We start from the raw sequence: 7,998 nt of genomic DNA on the forward strand, positions 1-7,998 counted from the left end.
TTATGTTATCTTTTTTTAGAAAATATATTTTACAGCTTTTAGTATGTATTTGTTATGATAAAAAGCAATATACAATTAGATGCCATACTTGGAAACATTCTAAAGCCGTAGATACTTTTGAAAAAACATTTGAAGATAAAGATAGAGCGATAGAATATATAAAAGATTTAAGTAAAGATTTTCAAATTTATTATATTATCACTTTTTTTACTTCTACAGCTCAAGGTATTATCCCAAATTCTAATTATAAAGAGATTTCAAAGTATGGAGTAGATTCTAATTTAGTTAAATGTTTAGCATTTAGTAATGCTTTAATGTATGCTTCAAGTGCTCATTTAGAAATTTATCAAAAGGATTATGAAGAATTTGGCGGACTTGATTTATTGTATTCTCCATTTTTTTTACTTTATCATTGTATAGAAAAAAAAGGTTTTAATGACAAAGTAAGTCTTTATGTGTATAGATACCATGATTTTATAGCAATGTTAATTTGTAAAAATAAAGAAGTATATTTTGGACGTTATTTTGATATTTCCAATCATAATGAAACAAGAGATTTTGAAAATACTAAGAATAAAGATGGCGAATTTGATTTTGCTCAAGAAATTAAAATAGAAAAAAGCGAAGATGAGAGTGAGAGTGGCGAGGAAAATTACGAATTAAAAAGTTTAGAAGAACTGACTCAAGATATTGACAATTTAGAGATCGTAAAAGATAAACAAGATGAGTATTCTCTTGAAAATTTTAGTTTTGATATGAGAATGATAGAATTTATTATAAGTGGAGTTAAAGAATTTTACGATAATCCTTTGTATAATAATAGTTTTTTAGAGAAAATTATAATTTTTGATGAAGAAAATTTTAATAATACTTCTTTAGATTATTTGGAAAATGAACTTTTTATCAGACCAGAGGTTGAATTAGTTGATACACTTAGTATTATGAATGAGCTTGCAATAAAGGATTTAAAATTATGAAATATAGTTTAATAGAACCTAAACCCAAGCCAATATTTAATCTTTTTACTAGAATTTGGATTTATTTTACCACTACTAGCGTTTCTTTGATTTTAATTGTATTTATTGTGATTGTATTTAAAAGTTCTTATGCTTATATGCAGCTTAATAACAAACAAGAAGAGTTAGTTCGCATTCAAGAACAAATAAAAAAGAATAAATTAAAATTTCAAGAATTACAAAAACAAAATAATCAAGTTTTAAGCGTATTAGGTGATGATAATAACAATGGAACAAATGTAGCTCTTTTAAAGAGTGTGCAAAATTTATTTAATTTAGTGCCAAAAGATATTTCTTTAGATGAGGTTATTTTAGAAAAAAATTCTTTGACTTTAAGAGGTATTACCCCAACAAAAGAGATGTTTTCATTACTTTTAGAAGCTCCATTAAGGAGTATCTTTGATAGTTCTAAAACTACTTATTATCCTCTTAAAAATGGTTGGTATAGATTTGTAAGTATTAATGTATCAGTTGGAGATAGTGATGAATAAAAAAGATAGAAGTCTTGAAGAGGTAGATACGTTAAAAATACTAATTTATTCTTTTTCTTTTATTATAATTTGTGTGATTTTAATTTTATTTTTAATTGTTCCTTTTTTAAAAGATTATAAAATAAATTATTCACGATTGGTTAGACAAGAAGCTCAAAATACAAAAGTTTTAAACGAATTAAAGGGATTAGAAGAAGTAATTAAGAATTTTCAAAAGACAAATCAAATGAGATTGACGCAAATTAATAATGAATTTTCCCAAGATGCTTTTATAAAATTTATGCAAAATTATTTTGATGATATTAAAATACAATCAGTTTCTATTGCACCAGGTCAAATGTATTTAAAATATCAATTTAATATGCAAGTAAAAATTAAAACTCCACAAGCTTTTTATTCTTTTTTAGGTGATTTGCAAAAATATCAAAATGTTATAGAAATTACCACTCCTGTAGTATTTAGTGTAAATCAAAAATACATTGACTTAAATTTTAAAGTCAAAGTATTTTTTGCTAAGGCTATTGAAAAATAATTATCTCATTATTTTGATAAAGCTCTTCTTCGTTTTTTTGTGATTCTTGATTTTTATCTAATTTTTCTTCTTGCATTATTTTTTCATTTTTTGGTAAAGAATTTTGTAAATTTAAAATTAATTCTTTATAAAATTTTATAAATAAATTGTCTATTTCTAAAACGCTAACTGACATATTTTCATTAATTTGTGTTGGAACTGCACTATAAACTTGCCTAAAAGTATCAAAATTAGCTTGTGATTTAATAGGATAATTAATGATTATTGCATCATCAAATTTGCTTGAATAAGTAATTGATGTGACATTTCCATCAGGACTTGTGAGGGTATTTTGTGCTTCTAATATAAGCATAAAAGAAGATTCTATATTATCGCCACCAAAACTTGAATTTTTTGTTACCTTATCTTCATACAAATTTGTGTTAATAATTATGTCAAAAGTATGGGTAGAATTTGTATCAACTACCTTGTATCCTTTATTTTCTAAAATATTTCTCACATCTTTAGCAAGTTGATTTTTTAGAAGTTCTAGACTCTTGTTTATTCTTTGATTTAGCGTTGATTGTTCAAAATAAGAACTATAAAAAGTATTTTTGTTAATTTGAATTTTTGAAATTGTAACTTTTATATCACTTTCATTAATTGTATTTGTGTTGGAACTTTGGATTTGTGCTTTAAAGCTAGGCATTGATATGTGGTAAGTTTTTTGATTGCTTACACAAGCTGTAAAAAGCAATATAAAACCTGTGTAAAATAGTATTTTTTTCATAATAAATCCTTTCTATGTGTTTGATGATTATAACATTTTTTGATATATTATCACTTTCATAAAGGTTAAAATAATGGAATATTGGCAAAATATTTATACAAAATTTGATGTTGTTGCATTTGAATTTTTTGATTTAAAAATTCATTGGTATGGAATTATGTATGTTTTAGCATTATTAATTTCCCTTGGAATTGCAAAATATTTTGTTAAAAAAGATAGGATAAATATTTCAAACACTATGTTGGATAATTATTTTATATGGGTTGAAATTGGTGTTATTCTAGGTGCAAGATTAGGATATATTTTAATTTATGATACAAATACATTTTGGTATTTAACACATCCTTGGCAAATATTTAATCCTTTTTATAATGGTGAATTTGTTGGTATTAGAGGTATGAGTTATCATGGAGCTGTGATTGGATTTTTGATTGCAACTTATGCTTTTTGTAAAAAATATAAACAAAATATGTGGAAATATCTTGATTTAGTGGCTATTAGCGTGCCATTAGGTTATGTATTTGGTAGGATTGGAAATTTTTTAAATCAAGAATTATTTGGCAAAGTTACTCAAGTTCCTTGGGGTATTTATGTAGATGATGTATTGCGTCATCCTTCTCAACTTTATGAAGCATTTTTAGAAGGTATAGTTATTTTTATTATTTTATATTTTTTAAGAAAATTTAAAAAATATGATGGAGAGTTAATAATATATTATACTATGCTTTACGCTATAGCTAGATTTATATGTGAAATTTTTAGAGAGCCTGACTCTGGTATAGGATACGTTGCGGTAGATTTTAGTATGGGACAAATTTTAAGTATTTTTATGTTTTTTTTCGGATTAATTTTATATTTTTATTTAAAAAATATTAAAAAAAATTTATAATTTTTTATTTTTTTAAGAATAAAAGTTATATAATTCCCCGCGATATTAAACTTATCAACTTTTTAAAGGAGCAAATATGAGCCAACTTATTGAAGGCTTTTTGGGCAGGGGTATTGATGGTAAAAAAAGCAAAATGCCAGCAAAACTTGACTTTATTCAAAGTGCCACGGGTTTAGTTTTAGCATTATTTATGTGGGTGCATATGTTTTTTGTTGCTACCATTTTAGTTAGCAATGATTTTTTTAATTTAGTTGTTCATTTTTTGGAGCTAAAATTCATTATTGATAATCCTATGATGAATTATATTACCTCCTTTTTGGCTGCCTGTGTTTTAGTAATTTTCTTTGTGCATGCAGCTCTTGCAATGAGAAAATTTCCTATTAATTTTAGACAATATCAAATATGTAGAACTCATCTAAAATATATAAATCATAGTGATTCTTCTTTGTGGTGGATTCAAGCTTTTACAGGTTTTGTTATGTTTTTTTTAGGTTCAGCTCATTTGATATTTATTATAACAAATGCAGATAAAATTAGTGCGGATATGTCAGGTGATAGAGTTATAAACCATTTTATGTGGTTGTTTTATCTTGCTTTGTTAGTTTGTGTTGAATTACATGGTAGCATAGGTCTTTATAGACTTTGTGTAAAATGGGGTTGGTTTGAAGGAAAAAATGCAAAAGAAAGTCGTAAAAAACTTAAAAGAGCAAAATGGTTTATTAGTATTTTCTTTTTAATTTTAGGCTTATTAAGTCTAGCTGCTTTTATAAAAATAGGCTTAAATAATTACGAAAATAATTTTAATATGCAAATAGTAAAAATTTATTATGGAGCTAGATTATGAATATACAATATAGTGATGCTTTAGTTATTGGTGGCGGACTTGCGGGTTTAAGGGCTGCTATTGAAGTTGCAAAAAGTGGTCAGAGTGTAACGCTTTTGAGCATTTGCCCAGTTAAAAGATCACATTCAGCTGCTGTTCAAGGTGGTATGCAAGCGAGTTTGGGTAATAGCATTAAAGGCGAGGGTGATAATGAAGATGTGCATTTTGCTGACACTGTGAAAGGATCAGATTGGGGTTGTGATCAAGAAGTTGCTAGAATGTTTGCTCAAACTGCTCCTAAAGCTGTGCGAGAGCTTGCTGCTTGGGGTGTGCCTTGGACTAGAATTACAAAAGGACCTCGTATTGTTGTAATTAATGCTCAAAAAACAACTATAGAAGAAAAAAAACAAGCACACGGCCTTATCAATGCTAGAGATTTTGGTGGAACTAAAAAATGGAGAACGTGTTATATTGCTGATGCAACAGGTCATTGTATGCTTTATGGAGTTGCCAATGAAGCGATTAAACATCAGGTAAAAATTATTGATAGAATGGAAGCGGTTAGATTGATTCACGATGGCAAGAAGTGTTTAGGAGCTATTGCTAGAGATTTAACTAATGGAGAATTAATTGCTTATGTTGCTAGAGGAACGATGATAGCAACTGGAGGGTATGGTAGAATTTATAAACAAACTACAAATGCTGTTATATGCGAGGGAACTGGTGCTGCTATAGCACTTGAAACTGGACTTTGTAGGCTTTCTAATATGGAAGCAGTGCAATTTCATCCTACTCCTATTGTTCCAAGTGGAATTTTATTAACAGAAGGCTGTAGAGGAGATGGCGGTATTTTAAGAGATGTTGATGGATATCGTTTTATGCCTGATTATGAACCAGAAAAAAAAGAACTTGCAAGTAGAGATGTTGTAAGTCGTAGAATGATGGAACATATTCGTAAAGGTAAAGGTGTTAAAAGTCCTTATGGGGATCATTTATGGCTTGATATTTCTATACTTGGTCGTGCTCATGTTGAAAAAAATCTTCGTGATGTGCAAGATATATGCAAAACTTTTAATGGTATTGATCCTGCTGATGAGGGGCCTAAGGGTTGGGCACCTGTTTTACCAATGCAACATTATTCTATGGGTGGTATTAGAACTAAACCAACAGGTGAAAGTCAATGGCTAAGTGGTCTTTTTGCATGCGGTGAAGCAGCTTGTTGGGATATGCATGGATTTAATCGCTTAGGTGGAAATTCTTGTTCAGAAACCGTTGTTGCGGGTATGATTGTAGGAGATTATTTTGCACAATATTGTAAAGAAAATGGTGGCGATATTGATACAAATATTGTCAAGTCTTTTCTTTCTAAAGAGTATGATTATCTAAAATCTCTTGTGAGTAAAGATGGAAAATATAATGTTTTTGAAATTAAAAATAAAATGAAAGACATTATGTGGGATAAAGTTGCTATTTTTAGAACAGGCGAAGGACTTCAAGAGGCTGTAAAAGAGCTTGAAGAATTATATTTACAATCGTTAAATTTAAAAGTGCATGATAAAGAATTAAAGTGTGCTAATCCAGAATTAGAAGAAGCTTACAGGGTGCCTAGAATGTTAAAAATAGCTCTTTGTGTTGCTTATGGAGCCTTACTTAGGACTGAAAGCCGCGGAGCACACTACCGAGAGGATTATCCAAAAAGAGATGATTTAAATTGGATGAAAAGAACAAATACTTATTGGATCGAAGGTGAAAATATGCCTAGGATTGAATATGAAGAACTTGATATTATGAAAATGGAAATTCCACCTGCATTTAGGGGTTATGGTGCAAAAGGAAATATTATTGAAAATCCATTGAGTAAAGAGCGTCAAGCAGAAGTTGATGCTATACGTGAAAAAATGGAAGAAGAGGGCAAGGGAAGATATGAGATCCAGCATGCTTTAATGCCTTATGAATTACAAGCTAAATTCAAAGCACCAAATCAAAGAATAGGAGTTGAATATGAGTAGAAAATTAACAATAAGAGCATTTAAATATAATCCATTAAACAAAATTTCTAAACCTCATTTTGTTACTTATGAGCTTGAAGAAACTTCATTTATGACTATTTTTGTTTGCTTAACTCAAATTAGAGAAAAAATGGATGCAGATTTGAGTTTTGATTTTGTTTGCAGGGCTGGAATTTGTGGAAGTTGTGCTATGATGATTAATGGAAAGCCAAAACTTGCATGTAAAACTTTAACAAAAGATTATCCAGAAGGAATAATTGAATTAATGCCTTTGCCAGCATTTAGACATATTAAGGATTTAAGTGTAAATACTGGTGAATGGTTTGAGGGTATGTGTAAGCGTGTTGAAAGCTGGGTTCATAATGAAAAAGACACTGATATTTCTAAATTAGAAGAACGTATTGAACCTGAAGTTGCAGATGAAACTTTTGAGCTTGATCGTTGTATAGAATGTGGTATTTGTGTGGCTTCTTGTGCTACTAAGCTAATGAGACCAAATTTTATTGCTGCAACTGGTCTTTTAAGAACAGCTAGATACTTACAAGATCCGCACGATCATAGAACTATTGAAGATTATTATGAATTAATAGGCGATGATGATGGTGTGTTTGGATGTATGTCTTTACTTGCTTGTGAGGATAGCTGCCCTAAAGAGTTGCCATTACAAAGTAAAATTGCTTATATGAGAAGACAACTTGTTGCCCAAAGAAATAAATGAATTTGACCCCTTAAATCAAGGGGTAATCAAAATATTATTAAAACAAATTTGGAAAAATCATAGTGTTTTTCTTGATTATGATTGTGTTTTTACAGAAAAAATCTTAGATCCACAAAAAGCTGCAATTATTTTAAGTGTAAATTTAAAAAATTATGAAAGATTTAGTGCTTTAAATGAATTTAAAAGTATTATTAAAAGTTTAAATTTACGTTTGGATCTTTATAATATACAATATGCTCAAGTTTGTTTTATCAATGCTTTAAAGCTTGCGTTGATTGATAAAAGCGAGGTATTGCAATTTTTGGAATTATTGCAAAAAATTACTGATAATTCTTTGATGTATGCGTTTATTTCAAATATAAAAAGTATTAAAAGAGATTATAAACAAGAACTTTATGATTCTCATAAGAGCTTAGATTTAATTAATGAAAATTTACAAAAATTATGTGATGATGAAAATATAGCAAAGACATTACAAGAAGCTTTGATTAAATTTAAGAAAATAGATTTTTATATTGCTGTAACTGGTGTGGTTAATGCTGGAAAATCTAGTATGCTTAATGCACTTTTAAAAAGTAATTTTTTAGGTGTTTCTAATATCCCTGAAACTGCAAATTTAACTATTTTAAAATATGGTAAAAGTCAAGAAGTTGTGATATATTTTTGGAATAAAAATGAATGGGAAGATATTTTAGAAAATTCTAAAGAAAATGAAAATATGTTGGAATTAATCAAAGAATTAAAACAAAAT

General features: G+C 28.4%; 8 protein-coding genes and 1 pseudogene. 8 read left to right on the forward strand and 1 reads right to left on the reverse strand.

Annotated elements, in window-relative coordinates:
• Positions 1-2: 2 nt before the first annotated feature.
• Genes QZ429_RS03730 through QZ429_RS03740 form a run of 3 tightly spaced genes read left to right on the forward strand, consistent with a single transcriptional unit; the run spans position 3 to position 2,039 of the window.
• Complete coding sequence (locus QZ429_RS03730) at positions 3-977, forward strand: hypothetical protein (protein WP_291951287.1); 975 nt, start codon at positions 3-5, stop codon at positions 975-977.
• Positions 974-1,507 carry a hypothetical protein gene (locus tag QZ429_RS03735; protein WP_291951290.1) on the forward strand — a complete coding sequence of 178 codons (534 nt, stop codon included), beginning with the start codon at positions 974-976 and terminating at the stop codon, positions 1,505-1,507. The genes QZ429_RS03730 and QZ429_RS03735 overlap by 4 nt, the downstream gene beginning before the upstream one ends.
• Positions 1,500-2,039 carry a hypothetical protein gene (locus tag QZ429_RS03740; protein ID WP_291951293.1) on the forward strand — a complete coding sequence of 180 codons (540 nt, stop codon included), beginning with the start codon at positions 1,500-1,502 and terminating at the stop codon, positions 2,037-2,039. Before QZ429_RS03735 ends, QZ429_RS03740 begins: the two co-directional genes overlap by 8 nt.
• Here QZ429_RS03740 and QZ429_RS03745 read toward each other — a convergent pair.
• Positions 2,026-2,808, reverse strand: a complete 783-nt coding sequence (locus tag QZ429_RS03745; protein ID WP_291951296.1) for a hypothetical protein — start codon at positions 2,806-2,808, stop codon at positions 2,026-2,028. The genes QZ429_RS03740 and QZ429_RS03745 overlap by 14 nt on opposite strands.
• Positions 2,809-2,881: 73 nt before the next feature.
• On the opposite strand from QZ429_RS03745, the gene lgt reads away from it, so the two are divergent.
• From lgt to QZ429_RS03770, 5 genes and pseudogenes are all read left to right on the forward strand, one after another.
• Positions 2,882-3,697, forward strand: coding sequence for a prolipoprotein diacylglyceryl transferase (gene lgt, locus QZ429_RS03750; protein ID WP_291951299.1), 816 nt, complete (start codon positions 2,882-2,884; stop codon positions 3,695-3,697).
• A gap of 76 nt (positions 3,698-3,773) precedes the next feature.
• A pseudogene (locus QZ429_RS03755) lies at positions 3,774-4,554 on the forward strand (fumarate reductase cytochrome b subunit).
• The gene (locus QZ429_RS03760; RefSeq protein ID WP_291951302.1) at positions 4,538-6,529 is read left to right on the forward strand and encodes a fumarate reductase flavoprotein subunit; all 1,992 of its coding nucleotides are present in this window, start codon (positions 4,538-4,540) and stop codon (positions 6,527-6,529) included. Before QZ429_RS03755 ends, QZ429_RS03760 begins: the two are co-directional and overlap by 17 nt.
• Positions 6,522-7,247, forward strand: a complete 726-nt coding sequence (locus QZ429_RS03765) for a fumarate reductase iron-sulfur subunit (RefSeq protein ID WP_291951305.1) — start codon at positions 6,522-6,524, stop codon at positions 7,245-7,247. The genes QZ429_RS03760 and QZ429_RS03765 overlap by 8 nt, the downstream gene beginning before the upstream one ends.
• Positions 7,225-7,998, forward strand: a 774-nt coding sequence (locus QZ429_RS03770; protein WP_291951308.1) for a dynamin family protein, incomplete at its 3' end; no start/stop codon positions are given. The genes QZ429_RS03765 and QZ429_RS03770, both read left to right, overlap by 23 nt.

The organism is Campylobacter sp. (genome assembly GCF_020024835.1).
Lineage (GTDB): Bacteria > Campylobacterota > Campylobacteria > Campylobacterales > Campylobacteraceae > Campylobacter_D.